We start from the raw sequence: 25,381 nt of genomic DNA on the forward strand, positions 1-25,381 counted from the left end.
AAGTAATGACAAAATGATTTCAAACAGTGAGGAATTGCGCCTCTGCGGCACCATTTGGGTGCGCGATGTTCAGCCGTGAGCGGCATTTTATGAACAATCCGGGTTTGTTCCAAGCAAGGTGGAACCTCCGCCGGTTGGCTTGATGCAATTTCTTACCTCTGGCGCTGCTGGCCCTTCTGGTTATGGCCTACGGGTCAGGGGCTGTGTGTGGTTTTCGACGAGTGGCACTTTCACTGGCTTACTCGTCGTTACTGCTTCCACGAAACTTGAACAAATCCCGTCGCTGCTTCTTGCTCGGTTTGCCATCGGTGCTCACGCCCAACGCCCCAGCCTTACGCATGGCCGCAGCCGCCTCGCGCTTGGCGATGCTGGCGTCGGTTTCGGCGTAGAGCGCCTGAGCCTCTGGCGCGCCTCGGCGTACGATCGACAGCGCCTGAACCACCACCGTGCGCTCCTCGAACCCTGCGCGAATCTGAAACTCGTCGCCGATCCTCGGCTCCTTGCCCGGTTTGCAGCGCTCGCCCCGGCAATGCACCTTGCCGCTTTCAATCGCCGCCTTGGCCAAGGCGCGTGTTTTATAAAAACGCGCGGCCCACAACCACTTATCGAGACGGACTTTGTCGTCCTCTTCGCTTTTTTGTGCCATGGAATTTCCTCATTCTGAAATATTGCTGAACTGTACTACCGTTTCTGTCGTGCCATGAATTACACCGACTCGGATTACAATGCACACGTTCCAGTGCCTCCCTTGAGGGCTGGAAATCCGGGCCGTAGATATCTGTCGCCTTTTACCCATTATTCTGCGTGAATACCGCGAATTCGGCCGCGTGCGGCCTGAGCGGTTTCTACCGGTTGAGCACCTTTGAAGACATTTGACCATTTGACCGTTGTCGGTCTGCGCGAGTGGGTGGCGCTTCCGGATTTGGGAGTCGCGGGCCTGCGCGCAAAAATCGACACCGGCGCCAGCACCTCCAGCCTGCATGCCACCGATATCGAACCGTTCGAGCGCGACGGGGAACAGTGGGTGCGCTTTACTGCTCACTTAGGCACGGTTGTGCAACTGCGTCACCGGCGCTGCGAAGCACCGCTGGTGACGATGAAAACCATCAAAAGCTCCAACGGCCACGCACAGATGCGTTACGTGGTCAGCACCACCCTGGCCCTCGGTGATCGGGTCTGGCGGGTCGAATTCACCCTCGCCTGCCGCAAGTCCATGCGTTATCGCCTGTTACTCGGTTCCAAAGCCTTGATCGACGGCCAGTTGGTGGTCAATCCGGGCATTAAATACGTACAAGACAAGCCGGTGTTCCCGGTATCTACCTCCTCCACAGGTGTTGCATGAAGATCGCTGTGCTGTCGCGGAACCCGCGTCTGTATTCCACCCGTCGCCTGGTCGAAGCCGGTACCGAGCGTGGCCATGAAATGGTGGTGATCGACACCCTGCGCGCCTACATGAACATCGCCAGCCACAAGCCGCAGATCCACTACCGCGGCAAGCCGCTGGAAGGTTTCGATGCGGTGATCCCGCGGATTGGCGCGTCGGTGACGTTTTATGGCTGCGCGGTGTTGCGTCAATTCGAAATGATGGGCGTTTTTCCACTCAATGAATCGGTGGCCATCGCCCGCTCGCGGGACAAACTGCGCTCGCTGCAATTGCTGTCGCGCCGAGGAATCGGTTTGCCGGTCACCGGGTTTGCGCACTCCCCGGATGACATTCCCGACTTGATCGAGATGGTCAACGGTGCGCCGCTGGTGATCAAGGTGCTGGAAGGCACTCAGGGCATCGGCGTCGTGCTGTGTGAAACGGCGACGGCGGCGGAGTCGGTGATCGAGGCGTTCATGGGCCTGAAGCAGAACATCATGGTTCAGGAATACATCAAGGAAGCCGGCGGGGCGGACATTCGCTGCTTCGTGGTGGGCGACAAGGTGATAGCGGCGATGAAACGCCAGGCGAAGCCGGGGGAGTTTCGCTCCAACCTGCATCGCGGCGGCAGTGCCAGCCTGATCAAGATCACGCCGGAAGAACGCATGACGGCGTTGCGCGCGGCGAAGGTCATGGGATTGGCGGTCGCTGGTGTGGATATCCTGCGCTCCAATCACGGGCCGTTGGTGATGGAAGTGAATTCGTCGCCGGGGTTGGAAGGAATTGAAACCACCACCAGCAAGAACGTGGCGGGGATCATCATTGAGCATCTGGAGAAGAATGGTGGGCCGAATATGACGCGCACCAAAGGCAAGGGTTAAGGGTACAAAGCCGGCTTTTGTGGTGACGGGCAGGCCGCCTTCGCGAGCAAGCCCGCTCCCACATTTGATCTGCGGCGAACACAATATCAGTGTCTGACACGATCTACTGTGGGAGCGGGCTTGCTCGCGAAGAGGCCTTGAGCCCCAACGACAATGCTGATCTCTTAAACCGCATCCCGCGGCAACATCAGTCCCAACGGCAACCGCACCCGCGCTTCCAGCCCGCCACCGGACCGATTGCGCAACTCAACATTCCCACCATGCATCGAAGCAATCCGCTTCACGATAGCCAAACCCAACCCGGTCCCCTTCCCGCCCCGGGCTCGATCACCCCGAGTAAACGGGTTGAAAATCGCTTCCAGCTCGGACGGATCAATCCCCGCCCCACGGTCCATGACACTCAGCACCACATACGGCGCGCTGGTATCACCGGACACATAAGCCGCCACCTCAACCCCGCTGCCAGCGTGATGCAAGGCGTTGCCAATCAGGTTGTTCAGCAGACGCTTCATCGACACCCGACGCAACGGAAACGGCTGAATCGGTTCCAGGCGCAGGCGCACTTTCTCTTCATTCTGGTTGTACGGCGCCGCGACTTCGCGCACCAGATCGCTCAGGTCCACCTCTTCCACCGACTCGTCACGACCATCGCGAATGAACGCCAGGAACTGATCGAGAATCGCGTCCATGTCTTCGATGTCGCGGACCATGTCATCCGTCAGGTCACTGTGGTCGCCCATGAGCTCCAGAGACAACCGCAAACGGGTCAACGGTGTGCGCAGGTCGTGGGACACCCCGGCCAGCATCAATTCGCGCTCACGCCCCGCCTGTTCGACGTCTTCCGCCATCTGGTTGAAGGCGCGGTAAACCTCGGTCATTTCACTTGGCGTGTCGCTGATAGGCAGGCGCACACTGCGGCCCTGGCCGAGTTGCCTCGCGGCATAGACCAGACGTTTCAATGGCTGATTGAGTTGGCTGACGAAGATCCACGCCGAAGCGGTGGACAGCAGACCGATAGCGAGGAACCAGCCGAGTACGTTCCAGATTTTCTGGCCGCGCAACGGATGTGGGTAAAGCGGCACTTTCAGCCAGCCATCACCCAGGCTTGGCGCCCGCACCCACAGGGCCGGCGGTGAGTGCATGCGCAATCGGACTTCGGTGTCGGCACCCAGCTCCGCCTGCATCTGCCGCTGATAGATCTCGCTGTAAGGCCAGTGCTGCTCACCTTCCGGCACGCCAGCGCCCACTACCCGGATCAGGGTCGCGGCATCGGCAATCTTCGTGCGGTTTTCTTCATCGGCCGCCCAATAGGCGCGTAGCGTCAGGGCGACGCCGTGGCTGTATTGGCGGTCCACCAGCACGTCTTCGTTCATCAACAGATAAACCAGGGTCAGCGCCTTGGAGAACAGGACGACGATAAGCACCAGCCAAAGGGTGCGGGAGAAGAAACTCTGGGGGAACCAAACGGGGGTTTTCATGGATAACCGCTACACACTTGCAGGAGCGAGCGATGCTCGCATATTGCGGATCGCGAGTCTGCGAGCAAGGTCATCTGACCCGTTGCCCGCAAGACCCGCTCCTACAAATCACCGATCACTTGGTGGCGGCGCCATCCGGAACGAACACGTAACCCACGCCCCAGACTGTCTGGATGTAACGCGGTTTGGAAGGATCGGGTTCGATCATCCGGCGCAGACGGGAAATCTGCACGTCGATGGAACGCTCCAGGGCATCCCACTCGCGGCCACGGGCCAGGTTCATCAGCTTGTCGCGGGTCAGTGGCTGACGGGCGTTCATGACCAATGCCTTGAGCACCGCAAACTCACCGGTGGTAAGCATGTGCACTTCGTCGCCGCGCTTGAGTTCGCGGGTGGCCAGGGACAGTTCGTAGTCACCGAAGGTCACGCTTTCGTCTTCGCTGCCCGGAGCGCCCGGAACAGGAGCCGACTGACGACGCAGGACCGCTTTGACGCGAGCCATCAGCTCGTCCGGGTTGAACGGCTTGGCCAGGTAATCGTCCGCGCCCAGTTCCAGGCCCTTGATGCGGCTCAGCTCATCGCCCTTGGCGGTGAGCATGATGATCGGGATCTGGTTGTTCGCGGTGCGCAGGCGGCGGCAAGCGGTCAAGCCGTCTTCGCCGGGCAGCATCAGGTCGAGGACGACCAGGTTGAACACTTCACGCGCCAGCAGGCGATCCATTTGTTCCGTGTTCGGTACGGCGCGGGCGCGGTAGCCCTTGCTGACGAAAAACCGTTCCAGCAGGCTGCTCAGCCCTGGATCGTCGTCAACAATAAGAATTTTTTCGCCTTCAGCAATGTTTGCAGTGCTGCTCATTAGATGCTCCTTTGATCTCGGCGCGCATTATGGCGTAGCTGCCGTTATACGCACCGTGTGCATTGTTAGCAGATTTTTCCTTGATCGCCAGAAATCGGGACTTTATGCCTACAGCCTGCGATGCCCCCGAATGACAGAACGCTGGTTATAATGCGCGGCCTTTTGTGTCAGGCAACGTCTGATCATTACTGTAGGTGGCCGTTTTTTATTTTCATGGCGCCGGCAGTAATTGTTCGATTTCACGGGTCAACGGGATACCTGTTGATCCAGGTAGCGGCGCAGGCCAGGCCGCTCAACCAGACTCGCCGAGCCTTTATCTCTGCGCCTGCGAGCCTGCTTTCACAATTTGTCAGGTGGTTTTATGGACAGCATCAACAGCCGCATCGCCGAGGAACTCGGTGTACGCCCACAACAGGTCGAAGCGGCCGTCGCGCTACTCGATGAAGGCTCCACGGTGCCCTTCATCGCCCGCTACCGGAAAGAAGTGACCGGCAGCCTCGATGACATCCAGTTGCGTCATCTGGAAGAGCGTCTGCGCTACCTGCGAGAACTCGACGAACGGCGTATCAGCATCCTTGCCAGCATCCAGGAGCAAGGCAAGCTGACCCCGCAACTTGAACGCGACATTAAACTCGCCGACACCAAAACCCGCCTCGAAGACTTGTACCTTCCGTACAAGCAGAAGCGCCGCACCAAGGGCCAGATCGCCCTGGAAGCCGGCCTCGGCGAGCTGGCCGACGGCCTGTTCAACGACCCGACCCTGACGCCAGACGCTGAAGCCGCGCGCTTCATCGATGCCGAAAAAGGCGTCGCCGATGTGAAGGCTGCCCTTGAAGGCGCCAAGTACATCCTGATGGAACGCTTCGCCGAAGACGCCGGCCTGCTGGACAAGCTGCGCAGCTACCTCAAGCAGGAAGCCACCCTCAGCGCCCGCGTGATCGCCGGAAAAGAAGAGGAAGGCTCCAAGTTCCGCGACTACTTCGAACACGACGAACCGCTGAAAAGCATGCCGTCGCACCGCGCGCTGGCGATTTTCCGTGGCCGCAACGAAGGCATTCTGAGTTCGGCGCTGAAAGTCGGCGACGAACTGCCGGGCGCCATGCACCCGTGCGAAGGCATGATCGGCCAGCAATTCGGCATCCAGAACCAGAACCGCGCCGCCGACAAATGGCTGGGCGAAGTGGTGCGCTGGACCTGGAAGGTCAAGCTCTACACCCACCTCGAAACCGACCTGCTGGGCGAACTGCGCGATGGCGCGGAAACCGAAGCGATCAACGTGTTCGCTCACAACCTGCATGACTTGCTGCTGTCGGCGCCGGCTGGCCCGCGTGCCACATTGGGCCTCGACCCGGGCCTGCGTACCGGTTGCAAGGTGGCCGTGGTCGATTCCACCGGCAAATTGCTGGATCACGCCACGGTTTACCCGCACGTGCCGCACAACAAGTGGGATCAGACCATCGCGATTCTGGCTGCCCTGTGCGCCAAGCATGCAGTGGACCTGATCGCCATCGGCAACGGCACCGCCAGCCGTGAAACCGACAAGCTGGCCGCTGAACTGATCAAAAAATACCCAGCCATGAAGATGACCAAAGTCATGGTCTCCGAGGCCGGCGCATCGGTTTACTCGGCGTCGGAACTGGCTTCCAAGGAATTCCCGGACCTCGACGTGTCGATCCGTGGCGCAGTGTCGATTGCCCGTCGCCTGCAGGATCCACTGGCCGAACTGGTGAAGATCGATCCGAAATCCATCGGCGTCGGCCAGTACCAGCACGACGTGTCGCAGCTGAAACTGGCGCGCGGCCTGGACGCTGTGGTCGAAGACTGCGTGAACGCCGTGGGCGTGGACGTGAACACCGCCTCCGTGGCGCTGCTGGCCCGCATCTCCGGCCTCAACGCGACCCTGGCGCAAAACATCGTCAGCCACCGCGACGAGCACGGCGCGTTCAAAACCCGTGCGGCATTGAAGAAAGTTGCTCGTCTGGGCGAGAAAACCTTCGAACAGGCCGCTGGCTTCCTGCGCGTCATGAACGGCGATAACCCGCTGGATTCATCTGCGGTTCACCCGGAAGCCTATCCGCTGGTCCAGCGCATCGCCGCTGAGACCGACCGCGACATTCGCTCGCTGATCGGCGACGCCAGCTTCCTCAAGCGTCTTGATCCGAAAAAGTACACCGACGAAACTTTCGGTCTGCCAACGGTCACCGACATTCTGCAAGAGCTGGAAAAACCTGGCCGCGATCCACGTCCCGAATTCAAGACCGCCGAGTTCCAGGAAGGCGTCGAAGACCTCAAGGACCTGCAATTGGGCATGATCCTCGAAGGCGTGGTAACCAACGTGACCAACTTCGGTGCGTTCGTCGATATCGGCGTGCATCAGGACGGTTTGGTGCACATTTCTGCGCTTTCGGAGAAGTTCATCAAGGATCCGCGTGAAGCGGTGAAGGCCGGTGACGTGGTGAAAGTGAAGGTCATGGAAGTCGACATCCCGCGCAAACGCGTGGGTCTGTCGATGCGCATGAGCGACACCCCGGGCGAGAAAATCGACGGTGCCCGTGGTGCACGTCCGGGTTCGGCGCCACGCCAGTCCCAGAACACCGCACCGCGTAAAGAAACCACGGCGGCGGCTCCGGCCAACAACGCCATGGCTTCGCTGTTCGCCAACGCCAAGCAGTTGAAGAAACGCTGATGGACATCCCGGCCGGGCTGACCGAAAGCGCTTTTTTCAAGTTGCTGGGGTGTCGCTTGCACAATCTGGAGGCCGGGGTGGCGCAAGTCGCCCTGGCGCTGGAACCAGAACTGCGCAATCGCGGCGGCAAGCTGCACGGCGGGGCCTTGTTCAGCCTGGTGGACATTGCCATGGGGCTGGCCTGTTCCAGCACCCACGGCTTTGACCAGCAGAGCGCGACCATCGAATGCAAGATCAATTACATTCGCGCCGTCGCCGACGGTGAAGTGATGTGCACGGCGCGGGTGATCCACCCGGGCCGGCGCACGCTGGTGGTCGAAGCCGACGTGATGCAAGGCGACAAACTCGTCGCAAAAGCACAAGGCACGTTCGCTGTCCTGTAGCTAGTGATCATCAATTTGAGTTAATTTCGGCGCTATGACCGCAGCGTCGGAGTTTCCTGTGGGAGCGCCTGTGGCGAGGGGGCTTGCCCCCGTTTGAGTGCGTAGCACTCACAATATCTTGGAACATCAGAGATTTTGGGGCTGCTTCGCAACCCAACGGGGGCAAGCCCCCTCGCCACAGGCCCGCTCCCACAGGGATTGTGGCGATCCAAAACCAGGCGACAACGCCAGTTTCAACTTCACCCTTGTAGACCGTCTTGCCCACCCCCATATTGGGGCGACTGACGCGTGAAGGAATCCAACTTGAGCGAACTTCTCAACCGCCGCCTGGCTCTGCTCGGCGAGCGCGCTAACCTCTCTCTGCTCGAACAGTGCCTTCACGGCATCGAACGTGAATGCCTGCGCGTGACCGGCGAAGGTCGCCTGGCGCAAACGCCGCACCCGGAAGAATTGGGTTCCGCGCTGACCAACGAACAAATCACCACCGACTATTCCGAGTCGCTGCTGGAGTTCATCACGCCCGCCCTGCCCGACCCGGCGGATACGCTGGCGAGCCTGGACAAGATCCACCGTTTTGCCTACAGCAAGCTCGGCAACGAGTACCTGTGGAGTCCATCGATGCCGTGCCCGTTGCCGGCCGAGGAAGACATCCCGATTGCCTATTACGGCACCTCCAACATCGGTCAGCTCAAGTACGTCTACCGCAAGGGCCTGGCTCTGCGGTACGGCAAGACCATGCAGTGCATCGCCGGGATTCACTACAACTTTTCCCTGCCGGAAAAGCTCTGGCCGCTGCTTAAAGAGGCTGAAGGCTTTGTCGGGACCGACCGCGACTATCAATCGTCGGCCTACATCGCCCTGATCCGTAACTTCCGTCGCTACAGCTGGCTGCTGATGTACCTGTTCGGTGCTTCGCCAGCGCTGGACGCCGGTTTCCTGCGTGGCCGCTCGCATCAGTTGGAACAACTGGACCCGGACACTTTGTATCTGCCGTACGCCACCAGCCTGCGCATGAGCGATCTGGGTTACCAGAGCAACGCCCAGGCCGGTTTGACGCCTTGCTACAACGATCTGGCCAGCTACACCGACAGCCTGCGCAAAGCGGTCGCAACGCCTTACGCGCCGTACGTCGAAATCGGCACGCATCAGGACGGCGAGTGGGTTCAGCTCAACACCAACATCCTGCAGATCGAAAACGAGTACTACTCCAACATCCGCCCGAAACGCGTGACCTACACCGGCGAACGGCCGATTCAGGCGCTGGTGGCTCGCGGCATTCAGTACGTCGAAGTGCGTTGCCTGGACATCAACCCGTTCCTGCCGATGGGCATCGACCTGCCGGAGTCGCGGTTCCTTGATGCGTTCCTGCTGTATTGCGCGCTAAACGACAGCCCGCTGCTGACCAATACCTCGTGCGGCAACGCGACCTCGAACTTCCTCAGTGTGGTCAAGGAAGGTCGCCGTCCGGGCCTGCAACTGCAACGCGACGGTCATCCGGTGGACCTGAAAGAGTGGGCCAGCGAGTTGCTGGAGAAGATTGCACCGCTGGCGGCGATGCTGGATCAGAGTCATGGCGGCGATGCACATAGCAAGGCACTGGATGCGCAGCTGGCCAAGGTCAAGGATCCATCGCTGACGCCATCGGCCCAGGTGCTGGCGGCGATGGCTGAGTACAAGGAGAGCTTTGCTCAGTTCTCCCTGCGTCAAAGCCAGGCACATGCGGAGTTTTTCCGTAGCGAGCCGCTTTCAAGCGAAGATCAGGCGAAATTTGAAGACCGGGCGCGTTCGTCGCTGGCCGAGCAGATTGAGCTGGAGCAGAACGAAGTCGGCGATTTCGATGTGTTTGTCGGGTCGTATCAGGCGAGCATTTTGGCGATCAGCAACTGACCTCAAGATCCACCCCTCACCCTAACCCTCTCCCCAATGGGTAGAGGGGACTGACCGAGGTGTCTCACGTCATACATCGACCTGAAATCCCGAGTCGAACTCAGGGTCTGAAAAGCATGAAGATCGGCCCCCTTTCCCCTCTCCCCCGTGGGGAGAGGGCTGGGGTGAGGGGTCGATCCACCTGACTGCACACAATCGCAAAATCTACTACCCTCTCACCCGTCCCTTAGAATTTTCCGCTCATAAGCTCATTCTAAAAAGTTATTTATTTTCGGATTCTTATATCATTTAGTCTCCTTTTCACGCCGACTCTCGGTCGCCTGACAAGGAGCTTCTCAATGAAACTGACTTTCCCCCTTCGCCTGCTGGCAGCCGCGTCTCTGGCTGCGGTGAGTTTCTTTGCCCAGGCGGCTGACGTCACCGTCGCCTACCAGACCACCGTAGACCCGGCAAAAGTCGCCCAGGCCGACGGCGCGTACGAAAAAGCCACCAACGCCAAGATCGACTGGCGCAAATTCGACAATGGCGCCGACATCATCGCCGCCATCGCTTCCGGCGACGTGCAGATCGGTTACCTCGGTTCCAGCCCCCTGACGGCGGCAATCACCCGCAAAGTCCCGGTAGAAACGTTCCTCATCGCCACGCAGATCGGCGCCGCGGAAGCACTGGTTGCTCGCGACGGTTCCGGGATCAAAACCCCACAAGACCTGATCGGCAAGAAAATCGCCGTGCCGTTCGTTTCCACTGGCCACTACAGCCTGCTGGCCGCGCTGAAGCACTGGAACATCGATCCGTCGAAAGTCACCGTCCTCAACCTCGCTCCGCCAGCCATCATTGCCGCGTGGAAGCGCGGTGACATCGACGCCACTTACGTGTGGGACCCAGCCCTCGGTGTTGCCAAGGAGAATGGCAAAGTACTGATCACCTCCGGTGAACTGGCCAAGTTCGGCGCGCCGACCTTTGATGCCTGGATCGTGCGTAAAGACTTCGCCGAGAAGCACCCGGAAATCGTCACCGCGTTCGCCAAAGTGACCCTCGATGCCTACGCCGATTACCGCAAAGACCCGAAAGCCTGGCTCGCCAACCAATCCAATGTCGACAAGCTGGTAAAACTCTCCGGCGCCAAGGCCAGCGACATTCCATTGCTGTTGCAAGGCAACGTCTTCCCGCTGGCGGCTGATCAGGTGATCACCCTCGGCGCGCCGACCACCAAGGCCATCACCGACACCGCTGCGTTCCTCAAGGAACAAGGCAAGGTTGAAGCCGTGCTGCCGGATTACGCCCCCTACGTCAGCGCCAAGTACATCACCAACTGATCGGAGTTAACCGCGATGGCTTTGCTTCAGCTGGAGCGCATCAGCGCACAGTACCCCGGCGCCGCCGAACCGGTACTGGCGGATATTTCCCTGAGCCTTGGGCCCCAGCAATTGCTGGTCGCCCTCGGTCCGTCCGGCAGTGGCAAGACCTCGCTGTTGAACCTGATTGCCGGTTTCGTCGAGCCCAGCGCCGGGCGCATCACCCTTGATGGCGTGCCGGTCAAAGGTCCGAGCGCCGAACGCGGCGTGGTGTTCCAGGACGATGCCCTGCTGCCTTGGCAGGACGTGCTGGCCAACGTCGGTTTCGGCCTGGAACTGGCCGGCATTGCGCGGGAAAAACGTGAACTGCGCGCCCGGGAAATGCTCGCCTTGGTGGACCTTTCCGGTTTCGAAAACCGTCGAATCTGGCAACTCTCGGGCGGCCAGAAGCAACGAGTCGGTCTGGCCCGTGCGCTCGCTGCTGATCCGCGTGTTTTGCTGATGGACGAACCCTTCGGCGCCCTCGACGCCTTCACTCGCGAACAAATGCAGGAGTTGCTGCTGCAAGTCTGGCAGCGCACCGCAAAACCGGTATTTCTGATTACTCACGACATCGAAGAAGCGGTGTTTCTCGCCACGGACCTGATTCTGCTGGCACCAAACCCTGGGCAAATCGTTGAGCGCCTGAGCCTGGATTTCGGTCAGCGTTATGCCGCCGGTGAGTCCGCTCGATCAATCAAGTCCGACCCGCGCTTTATCGAAACCCGCGAACACGTGCTCGCCAAAGTGTTCTCCCAACGCAGCGCCGTCCAGCGGCAGGAGCGCGCATGAGCACCTATGAAATTCCCGCCGCGACGGTGAAGTCGAGTTCGACGGTAATTGCGCTACGTCGCAGTTTGAACACGCGCTGGATCAGCGTACTGACGCTGGTCGCTCTCGTTGCTATTTGGTGGGCCGTCACCGCCACTGGAATGATCGAACCGCTGTTCCTGCCGCCACCGTCCGCGGTGCTGCAAAAAGGCTGGCTGCTGGTGACCACCGGCTACATGGATTCAACGTTGTGGCAGCACTTGGGCGCGAGTCTCAGCCGAATCGGTCTGGGCCTGGGCTTCGCGGTGCTGACTGCCGTGCCCGTTGGAATCGCCATCGGCCACAACCGCATCGCTCGCGGCATTCTCGATCCGCTGATCGAGTTCTACCGCCCTATTCCACCGCTGGCTTATCTGCCGCTGATCGTGATCTGGTGCGGCATCGGTGAGCTGTCGAAAGTCTTGTTGATCTACCTCGCGATCTTCGCCCCGATCGCCATCGCTACCGCGACCGGGGTGCGTACCGTTGACCCGGCCAAATTGCGCGCCGCGCAGTCGTTGGGCGCGACCCGGGCGCAGTTGATTCGCCATGTGATTCTGCCGAGCGCGTTGCCGGACATTTTGACCGGTGTGCGCATTGGCCTGGGTGTGGGTTGGTCGACGCTGGTCGCCGCCGAATTGATCGCCGCCACCAGTGGTTTGGGTTTCATGGTGCAGTCGGCCGCGCAGTTCCTGGTCACCGATGTGGTGGTGCTGGGGATTCTGGTGATCGCATTGATTGCCTTCGCCATGGAGATGGGCTTGCGCGCCCTGCAACGCAAACTGGTGCCGTGGCATGGCATGGCTCACTAAATATTTTTGGATCGGCGCCCCGGATTGAAGAGAACACCATGAGCAACCTGACCATCGTCCCCTTAAGCTACGCCCTCGGCGCACACATCAGCGGCGTCGACATCAGCCAACCACTGAATCTGGAGCAGCGCGACGCCATCGAGCAGGCGCTGCTCAAGCATCAAGTGTTGTTCTTCCGCGATCAGCCGATCACACCGCAGCAACAGGCGCGTTTCGCCGCCAATTTCGGCGACCTGCACATTCATCCGATCTACCCGAATGTGCCGGAACAACCCGAAGTGCTGATCCTCGACACCGCCGTCACCGACGTGCGCGACAACGCGATCTGGCACACCGACGTGACCTTCCTGCCGACCCCGGCCCTGGGCGCGGTGCTCAGCGCCAAATTGTTGCCGGAGTTTGGTGGCGACACGCTGTGGGCCAGCGGTATCGCGGCGTATGAAGCGCTTTCGGCGCCGATGAAAAACTTGCTCGAAGGGCTGACCGCCACCCACGATTTCACTCGTTCGTTCCCGCTGGAACGCTATGGCAACACGCCGGAAGCCTTGGCCCAGTGGGAAGAAGCGCGCAGGAAAAACCCGCCGCTTTCACACCCGGTGATTCGCACCCATCCGGTGAGCGGACGTCGGTCGTTGTTCGTCAATGAAGGCTTCACGTCGAAGATCAATGAGCTGTCGGAGACCGAAAGTGAGGTGATTCTGAAGTTTCTGTTTGCCCACGCGACACGGCCGGAATTTACCATTCGCTGGCGTTGGCAGAAGGACGACGTGGCGTTTTGGGATAACCGCGTGACACAGCATTACGCCGTGGATGATTACCGACCCGCGCGGCGGGTGATGCAGCGGGCGACGGTGTTGGGGGATGTGCCGTTCTTCCGGTAACCCCGGATTCTTTACTTTTTGTTCTGGCCCCTTCGCGAGCAAGCCCGCTCCCACATGAGAACGCAATCTAATGTGGGAGCGGGCTTGCTCGCGAAGGCAATCTGACAGGCGCCAAAGGTTCTGGCGCCGAATACTTACTCAGCTGTAGAGGGCTTCTCCCAAAGATTGACCCCACCCTCTTGGGCAAACCGGTCAATCTCCGCCAATTCCTCCGAGCTAAAGCTCAAATTCTTCAACGCCCCGACGTTCTCGATAATTTGCTCCGGCCGGCTTGCACCGATCAGCGCCGACGTCACGCGCGGATCGCGTAACGTCCACGCCAATGCCAGCTGCGCCAGGCTCTGACCGCGACGCTTGGCGATCTCATTCAGCGCACGCACATGAGCGATGTTGGCTTCGGACAGATGCGCCGCCTGCAACGAACCACCGCCCGGACGATTGACCCGCGCGTCCGCCGGCACGCCATTGAGGTACTTGTCGGTCAACAAACCCTGAGCCAGCGGCGTAAACGCAATCACGCCCGTACCGAGTTCGTCCGTCGTATCCAACAGGTCTTTTTCCACCCAACGATTGAGCAGGTTGTAAGCCGGTTGGTGAATCAGCAACGGGACTTTCCACTCTTTCAGCAGTGCGGCCATTTCACGGGTTTTAACGCCAGAGTAGGAGGAGATGCCGATATACAACGCCTTGCCCTGTTGCACGGCGGTGGCCAGTGCGCTGGCGGTTTCTTCCAGCGGCGTGTCCGGGTCGAAGCGGTGAGAATAGAAGATGTCCACGTAGTCCAGGCCCAGGCGCTGCAGGCTCTGATCAAGGCTGGCCAGCACGTATTTGCGCGAACCGCCGCCCTGACCATAAGGGCCGGCCCACATGTCCCAACCGGCCTTGCTCGAGATGATCAGCTCGTCGCGATACTGCTTGAAGTCTTCACGCAGCAAACGACCGAAATTGATCTCGGCGCTGCCATACGGCGGGCCGTAGTTGTTGGCCAGGTCGAAATGATTGATGCCGAGATCAAACGCAGTACGCAACAACGCGCGCTGGGTGTCGATCGGCGTGCTGTCGCCGAAGTTGTGCCACAGGCCCAGGGACAGCGCCGGCAGCACCAGCCCGCTGCGCCCCACGCGGCGGTAAGGGATGGAGTCGTAGCGGTTTTCGGCAGCGGTGTAGGTCATCGAATCCTCTCTTGTCTGTCTTGAAGTTGGTATCGACTGTTTCGCAAGTTGCCCAGCATACGCCCAGACAAACGCCGATAAACCCGGACTCGAGAAAATGCTGAAACGTTTCACATATTTCATCTTTGCCGCCCGTTGATCTTTGGAACCGCGGCTACTGTGCCCTCGCAAACACTTCTCCCAGCCAATCCACAAAGACCCGAACCCGTGGCGACATGTGTCGGTTGTGCGGATACAACACCGAAACCGGCATCGGCGGTGGTGGCGTGTCGATCAGGACTTCCTGCACCAGGCCTTGGGAAATCTGCGTTTCCATTCGGTAATGCGGGCACTGGATCAGGCCCAGCCCGGCAATCGCCGATGCCGCATAAATTTCCGCGCCGAACACTGAAAGCGCGCCATCGATAGCCACTTCCTTCAGTTCGCCATCCGCCATGAATTCGAAGGGAAATAACTTGGCAGTCGTGCGCGAAACGTAGTTCACGGCGCGATGATGTTTAAGGTCGTCGAGGCTTTTCGGTTCGCCGTATTTGCGCAGGTACGCGGGGCTGGCGCAGGTAATTTGGCGCAAGTTGGCGATGCGGCGGCCGATCAGCGCGGAGTCGCCCAACGTGCCGGCGCGCAGCACGCAGTCGACGCCTTCAGCGATCAGGTCGACAAAGCGGTCGGCCTCGCTGATGGACAGTTCGATGTCCGGGTAACGCGCCATGAACTTTGGCAATGCCGGAATGACGAAGTGTTTGGCCAGCGTGCCGTGCAAATCCACGCGCAACCGGCCCTTCGGGGCGACGCTACGGAATGCCAGTTCGGCTTCTTCCAGTTCCGCCAGCAGCTGCACGCAACGCAGGTAGTACGCCTCGCCGTCCAGCGTAGGACGCACCTTTCGAGTGCTTCGCTCCAATAAACGTGTACCGAGCCAGGCTTCGAATTGATTCAGCGTGTGGGTCAGCGTCGCCCGCGGCAGGTTCAGGTCGTCTGCAGCCAGCGTGAAGCTGCTGCGCTCGTAGATCCGCACGAAAACCTTCATCGCTTTGACTTGATCCACGCGGGTCTCCTGGCGGTCGATTGTTGGCGATTACTGAACAGTCAAGGCAACTCTCGTGCATTTATCAGCCTGAGTAAACATGTGAATCTGGCTTCACCCCAAGCCATTAACTTCAAAGGAATCACCGCCATGACTACTCAAACTTCGAAAGTTGCCATCGTGACCGGCGCCTCCCGCGGCATCGGCGCGGTGATCGCCAAACAACTGGCCAAACAAGGTTTCGCCGTCGCCATCAACTACGCCAGCAGTGCCACCGAAGCTTCAAAACTGGTGGTCGAATTGCGTCAGGCCGGCCACCAGGCCATAGCGATCAAGGCGGATGTAGCGAACGCCGACGACGTACGCCGGATGTTCGACGAGACCGAAACGCAACTGGGCAAAGTCGATGTGCTGGTGAACAACGCCGGTATCCTCAAAGTCCTGCCGCTGGCGCAACACACGGATGAGCTTTTCGATCAGAACTTCAACATTCACGCTCGCGGCACGTTCAACACCCTGCGTGAAGCCGCTACTCGCCTGAACGCTGGCGGGCGGATCATCAACTTCTCCAGCAGCACCGTCGGCATGAACCTGCCGGGCTACGCGGTGTACATCGCCAGCAAAGCGGCAGTGGAATCCCTGACCCAGGTGTTCGCCAAAGAAATGCGCGGGCGTGACATCACCGTCAATGCCGTGGCCCCCGGTCCGGTCGCAACCGACCTGTTCCTGCATGGCAAGAGCGAAGAGCAGATCCAGACCTTCGCCAAGATGGCCCCGCTGGAACGTCTGGCTCAGCCAGAAGACATCGCCCGCGTTGTGTCTTTCCTGGTCGGTCCTGATTCGGCGTGGGTCAACGGGCAAATCCTGCGCGTCAACGGCGGGCTGGTTTAACTATGCTCACTTGACACCGCAGCGCCCCTATCGCGAGCAGGCTCGCTCCCACAGGATTGCTACGACCTTGTGGGAGCGAGCCTGCTCGCGAAGGCGGCGCCAAAAGCAACACACATTCGAAGGGCGGAACACATCATGCACACCACGATCATCATCACCTTCGGCCTGATCCTCCTGGCGCTGATGCTGTTCATCGGCGAGAAAATCGGCTTCAGTCGCCAAGTCCTGGCCTTCAGTTTTGTCGTACTGTGGCTGGCGCTGACCTTGATCAACGGCGCGGTCGGCATGGTCAATGCCGGCCAGCTGTTCAGCACGGAACTGGTGGTCGGCAGCGCCGTGTTCGGTGTACCGGTGGCGGCGCTGGTGTTGTTCATGGTGTTGACCACCGAGACGTGAGTGTTCGATCAACGCACCAAATGCAAGAACTGCAGGTGCCGTTCGTACTGATCGAGGATGTCGTTGATGACCTGCTCCTTGCTGTAACCCACCAGATCGTAATCCTGACTGCCCTCGCTCAAATGCACTTCGGCCCGGTAATAACGACGGTTATTGAGTTCCTTGGAACCCATGCCGCCACGGGCAAACGACGGTGTGAAGTAGCCACGCATCTGCACCTGATAAATGAACGGATGCTCCTCGCCATGACCGATTTCCAGGCTGACGTTGTCGTTGGTCGGGTCTGGCTGAGTGACCACCTTCAAACCCTTCTCGACGAACACCGCCGAGACTTCTTCAATCGCCGGGCGCACCGTCGTATCGAGGAAGCGATAGACCTCATCCCGTGACGGGAAATGCACGGCCTGACTCAGGCGCTGACGCCAGCCGCCACGCCGCGATCCGGACACCGGCGCCAGCGAATGCAGTTGCGCGATCTGCTTCTGCGACTCCAGGTAGAACGCCTTGTGCAGCCCCCACATCATCAACAGCAAGATCATCGAGAACGGCAACGAGGTCAGCACCACCGCTGACTTCAGCGCATCGATGCTGCCGGAAAACAGCAGCGCACTGGTCACCAGCGCGGTCATTGCGCCCCAGAACACTCGCAGCCATTTCGGTCCGTCTTCATCGGGATTGCCGCCCTTGGCGGACAGTGTCGACAGCACCACGGTACCGGAATCGGCAGACGTCACGAAGAACACGAAGCTGATGAACACCGTGACCGCGATGACGGTTTTGCTCCACGGATAGGTTTCCAGCAGCAGGTAAAGGGTCATCGATGGGTTATCGATGGCCGACATACCGAGCGCGCTCATGCCATGGTTGAGGACTTGATCGATGGCGCTGTTGCCGAAGATCGACATCCACGCAAGGGTGAAACCGAGCGGAATCAACAGCACGCCGAAGACGAATTCACGGATGGTTCGGCCACGGGAAATCCGTGCGATGAACAGACCCACGAACGGAGACCATGCGATCCACCAGGCCCAATAGAACACCGTCCAGCCGCCCAGCCAGTCACTGGGTTTGTCGTAGGCGTACAGGTCGAAACTCTTCATCGGCAAGGCGCCGAGGTAGTCGCCGATGTTCTGGATCAAGGTGTTGAGCAAATGCTGGGTCGGGCCGGCGAACAACACGAACAGCAGCAGCGCGCAGGCCAGCAGCATGTTGATGTCGGACATTACGCGCACACCTTTATCGACGCCGGACACGGCGACGATGATCGCCGCGCCCATCATCAGCGTGATCAGGCCGACCTGAATCCACTGGGTGTGAGCGATGCCAAACAGATAGTCCAGACCCGAGTTGAGGTGCAACACGCCAAAGCCCATGTCGGCACCGAGGCCGAACACCGTGGCGATGATGCCGAAGCCGTCCACCGCGTAACCGATGGGGCCGTTGATGCGCTTGCCGATCAGCGGATAGAGCGCCGAACGCAGGGCCAGCGGCAGGTTGTGTCGATAAGCGAAGTAGGCCAGCGCCATGCCGACAAAGGCGAACACACCCCAGCCGTGCAGACCCCAGTGCAGAAACAGAATCTGCATCGCCTGACGCGCTGCATCCGCCGTGCCGGCTTCACCTTGCGGCGGTTGCGCCAAATGGGTCAGCGGTTCGGACACGCAAAAGAAAAACAGCGTGATGCTGATGCCGGCAGCGAACAGCATGCCGGCCCAGGACAGGTAACTGAATTCGGGTTCGTCGTGGTCGGCACCGAGCTTGATCTTGCCGTAGCCAGACAAGGCGGTGACCACCACGAAGACCAGATACAGGGTCATCGCGAGCATGTAGTACCAGCCGACCGTGTTGGCCGCCCAGTTTTGCGCTTCCAGAAGCCAGGCGCCGGCTTGTTCAGGCATGGCGATGACGATGATGCCGAACAGCAAAATGAACGTCGCCGAGAAGTAAAACACCGGCGGATTCATGCGGACCTGGCCGCTGGCGGGGGTGGGCGATGCACTCATGAAAGGTGCACCTCGAGGGGGTGAAACAGGGCAATCAGTAACGGACTCGGCAAAGGCAAGCCTCCTGTTGTGAGCGGGCAGCAAACCGACGGTTTAACTTGAATGAGCGTTCAAGTTAAACATGAATAGGGTGCTAAGGACTAATCGCAAGGCTCGGCGGCACTGTTCGTACGCTAGCTCAAGGATGGGATGTGGCGAGGGGGTTTGCCCCCGTTGGGCCACGAAGTGGCCCCAAAATGGGTGATCCGGATTCCTGACACAGGCTATTGGCTAGCTTTGCGGCTGCTGCGCAGCCGAACGGGGCGATGCGGCGTTCCGACAAGCCCCCTCGCCACAGGGATATCGTCAACCGGGCTTACTTCTGCGTCCCGTCATCATGCTGCAGATTTGCCTGGGTCAGGTTGCTCCCCGCCGGCACGCTGCGGGTCAGCCAGACATTGCCGCCAATGGTCGAGCCCTTGCCGATGGTGATCCGGCCCAGAATTGTCGCACCGGCATAGATCACTACGTCATCCTCGACAATCGGATGTCGCGGCTGCCCCTTCTGTAACTGACCGTCTTCATCCGCCGGGAAGCGCTTGGCGCCCAACGTCACGGCCTGATAAATCCGCACACGCTCGCCGATGATGGCGGTCTCGCCGATCACCACACCCGTCCCGTGATCGATGAAGAAGCTGCGGCCAATCTGCGCGCCAGGGTGAATGTCGATGCCGGTAGCCGAGTGCGCGATTTCCGCGCTGATCCGTGCCAGCAGCGGCAATCCGGCGCGGTACAAGTGATGAGCCAGGCGATGGTGAATCACCGCCAGAATCCCCGGATAGCACAGCAACACTTCATCGACACTACGAGCCGCCGGATCGCCGTGATAGGCCGCCAGCACATCGGTGTCGAGCAGACTGCGCAGCCCCGGCAATGCGAGGGCGAAGTCCTGAATGATCTGAATGGTCTTGGCCTCTACTTCGGTGTCGGCCTGGGCACTGTGGCGAGCGGCGTAGCGCAATTCGAGTCGCGCCTGAGCCAGCAACGCGTTCAATGCAACGTCCAGCGTGTGGCCGACGTAGAAGTCTTCACTCTCCTCGCGTAAATCCACCGGTCCCAGGCGCATCGGGAACAACGCGCCGCAGAGGGCTTCGAGAATCTCTGCCATAGCCGCTCGGGAAGGCAACTCGCGACCGCCCTGTTCGGTGCTGGCGCGGCCATTTTGTAGACGCCACTGGTCACGCGCCGTGCGCAGTTGGCTGACGATGGTCTGCAGTTGCCAATGACTGGAACGCTCGCTCACGGTAAAAACTCCTCACGGGCGGCCGGACTGTCTGGCCGCGTCAACGGCGATTACTTTACGGCATGGTCTGGAAGCCGAATTAAGAACTGATTGTGCTGTGCTCAGCACTTTTTGGCATAAGGCCGATTGGCAGTTGCCCCGCTAAATAGGCGTGCCTATAGTCCTGTCATCTCCCTCCGCCAGTACGGACCCATGATCAAACAACAGCTTGCCCGCTTTAACCGCCTCGACCTGCTCGGTCATCCTACCGCCCTGGAAAAACTCGAACGCCTGTCGGCCTGGTTGGGCCGCGATGTGTACGTCAAGCGTGATGACCTGACGCCGCTGGCGATGGGCGGCAACAAGCTGCGCAAGCTCGAATATCTGGCGGCCGATGCACTGGCACAAGGCGCCGACACCTTGATCACCGCTGGCGCGCTTCAGTCCAACCACGTGCGCCAGACTGCCGCCATTGCAGCCAAGCTCGGCCTGGGCTGCGTAGCCCTGCTGGAAAACCCCTTGGGTACCGACGACGCTAACTATGTCGGCAACGGCAATCGGCTGTTGCTGGACCTGTTCGATGCCAAGGTCGAGTTGGTGGAAAACCTCGACAACGCCGACGAACAACTGCAGGCCCTGGCCGATCGCCTACGCAACAACGGCAAGAAGCCGTATCAGGTGCCGATTGGCGGCTCCAATGCGTTGGGTGCTTTGGGTTATGTTCGTGCCGGGCTGGAATTGGCCGAGCAGATCAAGGACACCGGGCTGACATTCGCGGCCGTGGTTCTGGCTTCGGGCAGTGCCGGGACCCATAGCGGTCTGGCGTTGGCGTTGAGTGAAGCACTGCCGGATTTGCCAGTGATTGGTGTCACGGTTTCTCGCAGCGATGAAGACCAACGCCCGAAAGTCCAAGGCCTCGCCGAACGCACTGCCGAGCTGCTGGGCGTGAGCCTGCCAGCGAGTTTCAAGGTCGAGTTGTGGGACGAATATTTCGGCCCGCGCTACGGCGAACCGAATGCCGGGACGTTGGCCGCCGTGAAGCTGGTGGCAAGTCAGGAAGGTTTGCTGCTGGACCCGGTTTACACCGGCAAGGCCATGGCGGGTTTGCTCGATGGCATCGGCCGTCAGCGCTTCAATGATGGCCCGATCATCTTCCTGCATACCGGTGGGGCGCCAGCACTGTTTGCTTACAAAGACTTTCTTTGAATGGTCGTTCCCACGCTCTGCGTGGGTACGATCTCGATCTCCGGCTTTATATTCAATAAAAGAATAACAAACTTATTATTCATTATTTTCCAATCTAAAGGCGCCATCATATAGTCACGCCGCAGGCGAATTTGCAGCGAGACGCATACGATGCTTTAGGGCAGGATATTGCAGTCGTTCAAATCCCGAATTTGCCAACATTCCTAAAAGCGTCTTCATAAGAAAACACAGGGGCTTGTCATGAATTTTTCCGCACTACGTCGAAACCTGCTGGTAGGTTCGCTGGGCCTGGCGCTGAGCGCCGGTCTGCTGGGGCAAGCGGTTGCCGGTGAGCAGCTGCAAAAAATCAAAGACGCTGGCGTGATCAACGTTGGCCTGGAAGGCACTTACCCACCGTTCAGTTTCGTCGACGCCGACGGCAAGCTGGCCGGCTTCGAAGTCGAGTTCTCCGAAGCCTTGGCCAAAGAGCTGGGCGTGAAGGTAAAACTGCAGCCGACCAAATGGGAAGGCATCCTCGCAGCCCTGGAATCCAAGCGTCTGGACGCGGTGATCAACCAGGTGACCATCACCGAAGAGCGCAAGAAGAAGTACGACTTCTCCACGCCTTACACCGTTTCCGGGATTCAGGCGCTGACCCTGACCAAGAACAAAGACACCATCAAGACTGCCGCCGATCTGGCCGGCAAGAAAGTCGGCGTAGGCCTGGGCACCAACTACGAGCAGTGGGTGAAAGAGAATGTGCCTAAGGCTGACATCCGCACCTACGAAGATGATCCAACCAAGTTCCAGGATCTGCGCGTCGGCCGCATCGACGCCATTCTGATCGACCGCCTGGCCGCGCTGGAATATGCCAGGAAGGCCAAGGACACTGCCGCCGCTGGCGAAGCGTTCTCCCGCCAGGAAGCCGGTATTGCCCTGCGCAAAGGCGAGCCTGAGCTGCTGGCCGCAGTGAACAAGGCCATCGACAAGCTGCGTGCCGACGGCACGCTGAAAAAGCTGTCGGAAAAATACTTCAGCGCTGACGTCACTCAATAATGGGAGAAGCTTTCCAACTCGCGCTGGATTCCGCGCCCTTCCTGCTGAAGGGCGCGTACTACACGGTGATCTTGAGCCTGGGCGGGATGTTCTTCGGCCTGGTGATGGGCTTTGGCCTGGCATTGATGCGCCTGTCGCGCTTCAAACTGGTGAGCTGGATCGCCCGCATCTACGTGTCGTTCTTTCGCGGCACGCCGTTGCTGGTGCAACTGTTCGTGATCTATTACGGCTTGCCGCAATTGGGCATAGAACTTGATCCGCTGCCGGCTGCCCTGATCGGCTTCTCGCTGAACATGGCGGCCTATGCCTGCGAAATCCTCCGCGCCGCGATCAGCTCCATCGAGCGCGGTCAGTGGGAAGCCGCCGCGAGTATCGGCATGACCCGCGCGCAGACGCTGCGCCGGGCCATCCTGCCGCAAGCGATGCGCACGGCTCTGCCACCGCTGGGCAACAGCTTCATTTCGCTGGTGAAGGACACCGCGCTGGCAGCCACTATTCAGGTGCCGGAACTGTTCCGTCAGGCGCAGCTGATTACCGCCCGTACCTTTGAAATTTTCACCATGTACCTTGCCGCCGCGCTGATCTACTGGGTTCTGGCCACGGTGCTTTCGCACCTGCAGAACCAGTTGGAAGCACGGGTCAATCGGCACGACCTGGAGTCCTGACCCAATGATTGTCGTGGAAAAACTGACAAAGCAGTTCAAGGGTCAAGTGGTGCTCAACGGCATTGATCTGGAAGTGAAGGAAGGCGAGGTGGTGGCGATCATCGGGCCTAGCGGCTCGGGTAAAACCACGTTCCTGCGTTGCCTGAATTTCCTGGAAGAACCCACCAGCGGCCGGATCAAGGTCGGTGACATCGAGATCGATGGCAGCCGTCCGCTGAACCAGCAGCAAGGCCTGGTGCGACGTTTGCGCCAGCACGTGGGTTTCGTGTTCCAGAACTTCAACCTGTTCCCTCATCGCACCGCCCTGGAAAACGTTATCGAAGGCCCGATCATCGTAAAGAAGATCCCGCACGCCGAAGCCGTTGCCCTGGGTAAAAAGCTGATGGCCAGGGTCGGTCTGGCGGGCAAGGAAGACGCGTACCCGCGTCGCCTTTCCGGTGGTCAGCAACAGCGTGTGGCGATTGCCCGCGCGCTGGCGATGGAGCCGGAAGTGATTCTGTTCGACGAACCCACCTCAGCCCTCGACCCGGAGCTGGTGGGTGAAGTGCTGGCAACCATCCGCAGCCTCGCCGAAGAGCGACGCACCATGGTCATCGTCACCCACGAAATGGGCTTTGCCCGGGACGTGGCGAACCGCGTGGTGTTTTTCGACAAGGGTGTGATCGTCGAACAAGGCGAAGCCAAGGCACTGTTTGCCAATCCAAAAGAAGAGCGGACGAAGCAGTTTCTCAGCAAGTTCCTGAATAACGCTCACCACTGAAACATCGCTTCACTACTTGTTAACTTCCATGGATGGAAGTGACAACCACACCTACTCACAAAACCTCTCGATATATTCTCTTCTCTTATTCACCCACCCGAACAATAGATAATTTTTTATTGCTGCGTGCGGTACATATATATGTCCTGCAACAGAATAACCTCGCGTGAATTTCGCCAAACCCAGCGCCCTCACCGAACCGGTCTTCGCTGTCAGTAGCGCACAGAAAGCCCATAAAACAAGGCCAAGCTCGACAGAGCGGTGCAGCTTATTAACTTCAATGCGTAGGATTTTTCTGAATAACACTAGATTCAATACTTAACTAGCCAGCTCTATTGACACCTATTCAAGCGCACTCTTATCTAGTCTCCAACAGGCGTTTAACCTCGCACTCATCCACTATTTAATTTCATACACAGTGAACAGATTTGTTGCTCGGTAATTCACGCCTTTCGAACTTTCAGAAACGGACTTTCGCTGCAAGGCTTCAAGGAGAAACCCCATGACAAGCACTTCGAACAAACCCGAACTTGCGGCCCCGACCCTGGCGCAATCCCACAAGACCTGCATCAACATCACTTCGGCGGAGCACCTGCTGATCGATGTGGCGCCCTACGCCGGTATGGACGAAGGCGACTTGATCGAACTGTTCTGGGATAACTGCTACGTGGCTTCCAGAGTGCTGACGGCCGACTATGTCGGTCAACCGGTCCAACTGCGTGTGCCCGAGAGCTTCATCGCCAATGGCACCTCTCGCATTCACTACCGGATCATGCAGATCGGGCAAGGACCAACCCTTTCAGCCATCAGACGGGTGCAGATCAAACTCGACTGCCCCGGCGGCCAACCGTCTGCGCTGTGCGGCGATGAAAACCAGAGTCTGGAGCCCGTGAACATCCCCGAGACCATTCGCCGTCAGGGAGTCAATCCGAACCAGATCAAACGCGGTGTCCCGTTGACCATCGAGCCTTACCTGAACATGGCCATCGACGACGAAATCACCCTGCGCTGGGGCGATGTGCGAATGGATCTGCCACGACTCAAGGCCGGCGATGTCGGCCAGCCGATCCAGGTCTGGGTGCCGCCGGCGATCATTCTCGAAGCCGGCGAAGACATGCGGCTGGAAGTGACTTACTGCATCCTCGACCGGGTGGGTAACAACTCCCGCTGGGCACCACCGCGCAGGTTGAAGATCGGTTGCGCCAATCCCTATTTGCAGGTCCCGCCTAAAGAGATACTGATGGCCGCCGAACCCCGCAAACACTGAGATCCCATGTAATTGAATGGACTCGCCCAAGCCGAGGCGTCTGTGCGCCACGGTGGCATTCTTATAGAAGCCAACGACAGCGAGGGCGAGGCCATGAAAAAGCATACGACGATCAATCAGTCTTTGTCAGCCGATCTGGCGGCATGCACCACAGTTGCGGTGGATCTTGCCAAAAGAGTCTTTCAGTTGGCCGGGGAGGATGTTCTCGGTCAGGTGTTGTTCGAGAATCGAATCAAGTCACGTGAGGCCTTTCAGGCATTTCTTCATAAGCTTCCAGCGAGCGTGACGGTGTTGGTGGAAACCGGGCCAGGCGCTCAGGCATGGGCACGA

At 59.4% G+C, this 25,381-nt stretch carries 23 protein-coding genes and 2 pseudogenes; 18 read left to right on the plus strand and 7 right to left on the minus strand.

Annotated features, from left to right (window positions below):
- Window positions 1–89 precede the first annotated feature (89 nt).
- Window positions 90–240: pseudogene (locus KGB23_RS22355) on the plus strand (phosphoesterase); the annotation flags it as partial.
- Here the strand turns inward: KGB23_RS22355 and KGB23_RS22360 are convergent.
- A complete protein-coding gene (locus tag KGB23_RS22360; RefSeq protein WP_223432625.1) occupies window positions 239–646 on the minus strand; it encodes an RNA-binding S4 domain-containing protein in 408 nt (135 codons plus the stop codon). The pseudogene KGB23_RS22355 and the gene KGB23_RS22360 overlap by 2 nt on opposite strands.
- A gap of 234 nt (window positions 647–880) precedes the next feature.
- On the opposite strand from KGB23_RS22360, the gene KGB23_RS22365 reads away from it, so the two are divergent.
- Window positions 881–1,342 carry an ATP-dependent zinc protease gene (locus KGB23_RS22365; protein ID WP_176471525.1) on the plus strand — a complete coding sequence of 154 codons (462 nt, stop codon included), beginning with the start codon at window positions 881–883 and terminating at the stop codon, window positions 1,340–1,342.
- Window positions 1,339–2,244 (plus strand): 30S ribosomal protein S6--L-glutamate ligase, encoded by a 906-nt coding sequence (rimK, locus tag KGB23_RS22370; RefSeq protein WP_008149287.1) that lies wholly within the window; start codon window positions 1,339–1,341, stop codon window positions 2,242–2,244. Before KGB23_RS22365 ends, rimK begins: the two co-directional genes overlap by 4 nt.
- Before the next feature lie 164 nt (window positions 2,245–2,408).
- On the opposite strand, the gene KGB23_RS22375 is transcribed toward rimK, so the two are convergent.
- On the minus strand, window positions 2,409–3,722 hold the full coding sequence (locus KGB23_RS22375) for an ATP-binding protein (protein ID WP_008149285.1): 1,314 nt from the start codon (window positions 3,720–3,722) through the stop codon (window positions 2,409–2,411).
- Between the two features lie 115 nt (window positions 3,723–3,837).
- On the minus strand, window positions 3,838–4,578 hold the full coding sequence (gene ompR, locus KGB23_RS22380) for a two-component system response regulator OmpR (RefSeq protein WP_008149284.1): 741 nt from the start codon (window positions 4,576–4,578) through the stop codon (window positions 3,838–3,840).
- Between the two features lie 361 nt (window positions 4,579–4,939).
- Between ompR and KGB23_RS22385 the strand changes: the two genes are divergently transcribed.
- From KGB23_RS22385 to tauD, 7 genes are all read left to right on the plus strand, one after another.
- On the plus strand, window positions 4,940–7,264 hold the full coding sequence (locus KGB23_RS22385; RefSeq protein WP_056745608.1) for a Tex family protein: 2,325 nt from the start codon (window positions 4,940–4,942) through the stop codon (window positions 7,262–7,264).
- A complete protein-coding gene (locus tag KGB23_RS22390) occupies window positions 7,264–7,647 on the plus strand; it encodes a PaaI family thioesterase (protein WP_223432626.1) in 384 nt (127 codons plus the stop codon). Before KGB23_RS22385 ends, KGB23_RS22390 begins: the two co-directional genes overlap by 1 nt.
- A 303-nt stretch (window positions 7,648–7,950) precedes the next feature.
- Window positions 7,951–9,534: a glutamate--cysteine ligase gene (gshA, locus tag KGB23_RS22395; protein WP_223432627.1), complete on the plus strand. Its 1,584-nt coding sequence runs from the start codon at window positions 7,951–7,953 to the stop codon at window positions 9,532–9,534.
- A 338-nt stretch (window positions 9,535–9,872) separates the two neighbouring features.
- On the plus strand, window positions 9,873–10,850 hold the full coding sequence (gene tauA, locus KGB23_RS22400; protein ID WP_008149275.1) for a taurine ABC transporter substrate-binding protein: 978 nt from the start codon (window positions 9,873–9,875) through the stop codon (window positions 10,848–10,850).
- 15 nt (window positions 10,851–10,865) lie between these two features.
- On the plus strand, window positions 10,866–11,660 hold the full coding sequence (gene tauB / locus KGB23_RS22405; protein ID WP_046045496.1) for a taurine ABC transporter ATP-binding subunit: 795 nt from the start codon (window positions 10,866–10,868) through the stop codon (window positions 11,658–11,660).
- Entirely contained in the window at window positions 11,657–12,490 is an 834-nt protein-coding gene (gene tauC, locus KGB23_RS22410) for a taurine ABC transporter permease TauC (RefSeq protein WP_223432628.1), read from the plus strand. The genes tauB and tauC overlap by 4 nt, the downstream gene beginning before the upstream one ends.
- 38 nt (window positions 12,491–12,528) lie before the next feature.
- The gene (tauD, locus tag KGB23_RS22415) at window positions 12,529–13,371 is read left to right on the plus strand and encodes a taurine dioxygenase (protein WP_201184233.1); all 843 of its coding nucleotides are present in this window, start codon (window positions 12,529–12,531) and stop codon (window positions 13,369–13,371) included.
- 134 nt (window positions 13,372–13,505) lie between these two features.
- On the opposite strand, the gene mgrA is transcribed toward tauD, so the two are convergent.
- Both mgrA and KGB23_RS22425 read right to left on the minus strand, forming a co-directional pair.
- The gene (gene mgrA / locus KGB23_RS22420) at window positions 13,506–14,543 is read right to left on the minus strand and encodes an L-glyceraldehyde 3-phosphate reductase (protein ID WP_223432629.1); all 1,038 of its coding nucleotides are present in this window, start codon (window positions 14,541–14,543) and stop codon (window positions 13,506–13,508) included.
- Between the two features lie 154 nt (window positions 14,544–14,697).
- Window positions 14,698–15,588 (minus strand): LysR family transcriptional regulator, encoded by an 891-nt coding sequence (locus tag KGB23_RS22425; RefSeq protein ID WP_223432630.1) that lies wholly within the window; start codon window positions 15,586–15,588, stop codon window positions 14,698–14,700.
- Between the two features lie 129 nt (window positions 15,589–15,717).
- Between KGB23_RS22425 and KGB23_RS22430 the strand changes: the two genes are divergently transcribed.
- Together KGB23_RS22430 and KGB23_RS22435 are read left to right on the plus strand one after the other, a co-directional pair.
- Window positions 15,718–16,458: an SDR family oxidoreductase gene (locus tag KGB23_RS22430; protein ID WP_223432631.1), complete on the plus strand. Its 741-nt coding sequence runs from the start codon at window positions 15,718–15,720 to the stop codon at window positions 16,456–16,458.
- A gap of 135 nt (window positions 16,459–16,593) precedes the next feature.
- Complete coding sequence (locus tag KGB23_RS22435) at window positions 16,594–16,854, plus strand: hypothetical protein (RefSeq protein WP_223432632.1); 261 nt, start codon at window positions 16,594–16,596, stop codon at window positions 16,852–16,854.
- A gap of 8 nt (window positions 16,855–16,862) precedes the next feature.
- Here KGB23_RS22435 and betT read toward each other — a convergent pair whose 3' ends face one another.
- Both betT and epsC read right to left on the minus strand, forming a co-directional pair.
- Window positions 16,863–18,818 carry a choline transporter BetT gene (gene betT, locus KGB23_RS22440; protein WP_223432635.1) on the minus strand — a complete coding sequence of 652 codons (1,956 nt, stop codon included), beginning with the start codon at window positions 18,816–18,818 and terminating at the stop codon, window positions 16,863–16,865.
- A gap of 394 nt (window positions 18,819–19,212) precedes the next feature.
- Window positions 19,213–20,139, minus strand: coding sequence for a serine O-acetyltransferase EpsC (gene epsC / locus KGB23_RS22445; RefSeq protein WP_033058482.1), 927 nt, complete (start codon window positions 20,137–20,139; stop codon window positions 19,213–19,215).
- Window positions 20,140–20,331: 192 nt separating this feature from the next.
- Between epsC and KGB23_RS22450 the strand changes: the two genes are divergently transcribed.
- The 6 genes and pseudogenes from KGB23_RS22450 to KGB23_RS22475 form a co-directional block, all read left to right on the plus strand.
- On the plus strand, window positions 20,332–21,324 hold the full coding sequence (locus KGB23_RS22450) for a D-cysteine desulfhydrase (RefSeq protein WP_223432633.1): 993 nt from the start codon (window positions 20,332–20,334) through the stop codon (window positions 21,322–21,324).
- Window positions 21,325–21,564: 240 nt separating this feature from the next.
- Window positions 21,565–22,359, plus strand: coding sequence for a cystine ABC transporter substrate-binding protein (gene tcyJ / locus KGB23_RS22455; protein WP_150656844.1), 795 nt, complete (start codon window positions 21,565–21,567; stop codon window positions 22,357–22,359).
- Window positions 22,359–23,024 (plus strand): cystine ABC transporter permease, encoded by a 666-nt coding sequence (tcyL, locus tag KGB23_RS22460; RefSeq protein WP_074872530.1) that lies wholly within the window; start codon window positions 22,359–22,361, stop codon window positions 23,022–23,024. Before tcyJ ends, tcyL begins: the two co-directional genes overlap by 1 nt.
- Before the next feature lie 4 nt (window positions 23,025–23,028).
- A complete protein-coding gene (gene tcyN / locus KGB23_RS22465; protein WP_056745630.1) occupies window positions 23,029–23,784 on the plus strand; it encodes an L-cystine ABC transporter ATP-binding protein TcyN in 756 nt (251 codons plus the stop codon).
- A 502-nt stretch (window positions 23,785–24,286) separates the two neighbouring features.
- The gene (locus KGB23_RS22470; RefSeq protein ID WP_223432634.1) at window positions 24,287–25,051 is read left to right on the plus strand and encodes a hypothetical protein; all 765 of its coding nucleotides are present in this window, start codon (window positions 24,287–24,289) and stop codon (window positions 25,049–25,051) included.
- A gap of 93 nt (window positions 25,052–25,144) precedes the next feature.
- Window positions 25,145–25,381: pseudogene (locus KGB23_RS22475) on the plus strand (IS110 family transposase); the annotation flags it as partial.

Source organism: Pseudomonas sp. GL-B-26 (assembly GCF_019947405.1).
GTDB lineage: Bacteria > Pseudomonadota > Gammaproteobacteria > Pseudomonadales > Pseudomonadaceae > Aquipseudomonas.

What these genes read in the sequence shown, in the direction of transcription:
- KGB23_RS22360 (WP_223432625.1), bottom strand. Translation starts at nt 646, where the DNA reads ATGGCACAAAAAAGCGAAGAGGACGACAAAGTCCGTCTCGATAAGTGG.
- rimK (WP_008149287.1), top strand. Translation starts at nt 1,339, where the DNA reads ATGAAGATCGCTGTGCTGTCGCGGAACCCGCGTCTGTATTCCACCCGT.
- KGB23_RS22375 (WP_008149285.1), bottom strand. Translation starts at nt 3,722, where the DNA reads ATGAAAACCCCCGTTTGGTTCCCCCAGAGTTTCTTCTCCCGCACCCTT.
- ompR (WP_008149284.1), bottom strand. Translation starts at nt 4,578, where the DNA reads ATGAGCAGCACTGCAAACATTGCTGAAGGCGAAAAAATTCTTATTGTT.
- KGB23_RS22385 (WP_056745608.1), top strand. Translation starts at nt 4,940, where the DNA reads ATGGACAGCATCAACAGCCGCATCGCCGAGGAACTCGGTGTACGCCCA.
- KGB23_RS22390 (WP_223432626.1), top strand. Translation starts at nt 7,264, where the DNA reads ATGGACATCCCGGCCGGGCTGACCGAAAGCGCTTTTTTCAAGTTGCTG.
- tauA (WP_008149275.1), top strand. Translation starts at nt 9,873, where the DNA reads ATGAAACTGACTTTCCCCCTTCGCCTGCTGGCAGCCGCGTCTCTGGCT.
- tauB (WP_046045496.1), top strand. Translation starts at nt 10,866, where the DNA reads ATGGCTTTGCTTCAGCTGGAGCGCATCAGCGCACAGTACCCCGGCGCC.
- tauC (WP_223432628.1), top strand. Translation starts at nt 11,657, where the DNA reads ATGAGCACCTATGAAATTCCCGCCGCGACGGTGAAGTCGAGTTCGACG.
- tauD (WP_201184233.1), top strand. Translation starts at nt 12,529, where the DNA reads ATGAGCAACCTGACCATCGTCCCCTTAAGCTACGCCCTCGGCGCACAC.
- mgrA (WP_223432629.1), bottom strand. Translation starts at nt 14,543, where the DNA reads ATGACCTACACCGCTGCCGAAAACCGCTACGACTCCATCCCTTACCGC.
- KGB23_RS22430 (WP_223432631.1), top strand. Translation starts at nt 15,718, where the DNA reads ATGACTACTCAAACTTCGAAAGTTGCCATCGTGACCGGCGCCTCCCGC.
- KGB23_RS22435 (WP_223432632.1), top strand. Translation starts at nt 16,594, where the DNA reads ATGCACACCACGATCATCATCACCTTCGGCCTGATCCTCCTGGCGCTG.
- betT (WP_223432635.1), bottom strand. Translation starts at nt 18,818, where the DNA reads ATGAATCCGCCGGTGTTTTACTTCTCGGCGACGTTCATTTTGCTGTTC.
- KGB23_RS22450 (WP_223432633.1), top strand. Translation starts at nt 20,332, where the DNA reads ATGATCAAACAACAGCTTGCCCGCTTTAACCGCCTCGACCTGCTCGGT.
- tcyJ (WP_150656844.1), top strand. Translation starts at nt 21,565, where the DNA reads ATGAATTTTTCCGCACTACGTCGAAACCTGCTGGTAGGTTCGCTGGGC.
- tcyL (WP_074872530.1), top strand. Translation starts at nt 22,359, where the DNA reads ATGGGAGAAGCTTTCCAACTCGCGCTGGATTCCGCGCCCTTCCTGCTG.
- tcyN (WP_056745630.1), top strand. Translation starts at nt 23,029, where the DNA reads ATGATTGTCGTGGAAAAACTGACAAAGCAGTTCAAGGGTCAAGTGGTG.
- KGB23_RS22470 (WP_223432634.1), top strand. Translation starts at nt 24,287, where the DNA reads ATGACAAGCACTTCGAACAAACCCGAACTTGCGGCCCCGACCCTGGCG.